Below are 2,379 nucleotides of genomic sequence, written 5' to 3'. Positions count from 1 at the left end.
TGGGACTTGATAAAGATGATGCATTAATTACAGATGGTCGTTTCTCAGGAGCAACTAGAGGGGCGTCTATTGGACATGTATCTCCTGAAGCAGCAGTAGGAGGACCTATCGCTTTAATTGAAGAAGGAGATATGATCTCTATTGATATTCCAAATAATAAGATTAATGTAGCTGTAGATGATGCTACATTAGAAGCACGTCGTGCTAAATGGCAGCCAAGAGAACCTCGTATCACTACAGGTTACTTAAGACGTTATGCTGCACAGGTAACAAGTGCCAATACAGGCGCTGTATTACAGCCAAATGATAAGTAAAGGGGGAGAATCCAAAAATGTTAATGAAAGGATCGGACATTGTAGTAGAAAGCCTTCTTGAACAGGGCGTTGATACTATCTTTGGCTATCCAGGAGGGGCAATCCTAGAAGTCTATGATAGTTTATATAAGTATCAGGATAAGATTCATCATGTCCTTACATCTCATGAACAAGGTGCATCTCATGCAGCTGATGGTTATGCACGTGCCACTGGTAAAGTGGGTGTCTGTATGGCAACAAGTGGACCAGGTGCCACTAACCTTGTCACAGGTATTGCGACAGCCATGATGGATTCTATTCCTTTAGTCGCTTTAACTGCCAACGTAGGTGTTAATGCCTTAGGTAAAGATGCTTTCCAGGAAATTGATATCAAGGGTGTGACTATCCCTATTACTAAACATAACTTTATTTGTAAATCACCAGAAGAATTGGCTCCAACTATTCGTAAAGCATTCCAGATTGCGAAAGAAGGTCGTCCAGGTCCAGTATTAGTCGATATGACTAAGAATGCGACTGTAGGTTCTTGTGAATATACTAAAAAGGTGCCAGATGTTATTGGTAGCCGTAATTATACATTCCCTACATCTTCAATTAAGAAGGCTGTAGAAATGATTGAAGCATCAGAAAAGCCATTCGTATTTGTCGGTGGTGGATGTATTGCCTCTCAGGCTAGTGCACCTTTAAAAGAATTTGTAGAAAAAATCGATGCACCAGTGACTGATACATTAATGGGTAAAGGGGCATATGACGGCACTAATCCACGTTATGCAGGAATGCTAGGAATGCACGGGACTAAAGCAAGTAATATCGGTGTATCAGAATGTGATTTATTGATTGCGATTGGTGTACGTTTCAGTGACCGTATTACTGGTAATGTGGATACATTTGCGAAGAATGCGAAGATTATTCATATTGATGTCGATGATGCAGAAATCGATAAGAATGTGCCTGTTGATTTAGGTATTGTCGGAGATGCAAAAGATGTTATTGAAGCTATTAATTTAACTTTAACACAACAGAACCATCCAGGATGGATGAAGGAAGTTCGTACATTAAAGGATCGTTATCCTTTAACTTATGATCAGTCTAGATTAACTGGTCCATATGTGATTGAACAGATTGATAACTTCACTGATTCTCAGGCTATTATTACAACTGAAGTAGGTCAGAACCAGATGTGGGCAGCTCAGTATTATCACTATAGACGTCCTAGACAGTTCTTAAGTTCTGGTGGACTTGGTACTATGGGTTATGGACTAGGTGCTGCAATAGGAGCTAAATATGGCTGTCCTAATCAGTTAGTATTCAATATTGCAGGTGATGGATGTTTCCGTATGAACCTCAATGAATTAGCCACTGCATCACGTTACAATGTCCCAATCATTGAAGTAGTACTTAATAACCATGTACTTGGAATGGTAAGACAGTGGCAGACATTATTCTATGGTGAACGCTATAGTGCAACAGTACTTCATGATAAGGTAGACTTCTGTAAGGTAGCAGAAGGATTAGGTTGTAAAGCCATCCGTGTCACTAAGAAAGAAGAAGTGATGCCTGCTTTACAGGAAGCAGTGGATTATCATGGTCCAGTAGTGATTGAATGTATCATTGATGATGATGATAAAGTATTCCCAATGGTTGCGCCAGGAAGCTCTATTGCGGAAGTATTTGATGAAGCAGATATTAATAAGTAATTAAAAAGGCTGTTAAACTAATGAGAGTAGAAAGATATACTATCTCATTAGCATTTACAGCCTTTTTACATGTCTAATTTTTCAAACTCCTTTTACCTCACCATAAGTTGGAAGATTATTTTTGCCCACCTACTGCCTTCCACTGTGACTAAGGAAATACAAATTATTATTCTATTTCGTTTCGTATCTTTCTTCTTTCATGTTTTATGAAAAATAAATACAGTATTGGAATATAGAGGATGATACCAATTGGTAATACATTAAAAAAATCATATTGTAAAAAAGTGATAGAGGTTAATATAGATGATAAATGACACAAATCTCCACTATATACATAAAATGAATGATAAGTAGTAAATATTGTAATAAAG

1 protein-coding gene and 1 pseudogene are annotated in these 2,379 nt (G+C 37.8%); both read left to right on the top strand.

The features are described from left to right. Positions 1 to 314 (top strand): annotated as a pseudogene (locus ACT8VG_RS10215) (dihydroxy-acid dehydratase); the annotation flags it as partial. A gap of 17 nt (positions 315 to 331) precedes the next feature. Then, positions 332 to 2,008 (top strand): biosynthetic-type acetolactate synthase large subunit, encoded by a 1,677-nt coding sequence (gene ilvB / locus ACT8VG_RS10210; RefSeq protein ID WP_117458476.1) that lies wholly within the window; start codon positions 332 to 334, stop codon positions 2,006 to 2,008. The last annotated feature ends 371 nt before the right edge of the window (positions 2,009 to 2,379 follow it).

The sequence above is a fragment of the Catenibacterium sp. genome (assembly GCF_052354645.1).
In the GTDB taxonomy this organism is placed as follows: Bacteria; Bacillota_I; Bacilli_A; order Erysipelotrichales; family Coprobacillaceae; genus Catenibacterium; species Catenibacterium mitsuoka_A.
Note: the sequence above shows the minus strand (reverse complement) of the source record. Positions and strands in the feature narration are given on the sequence as shown.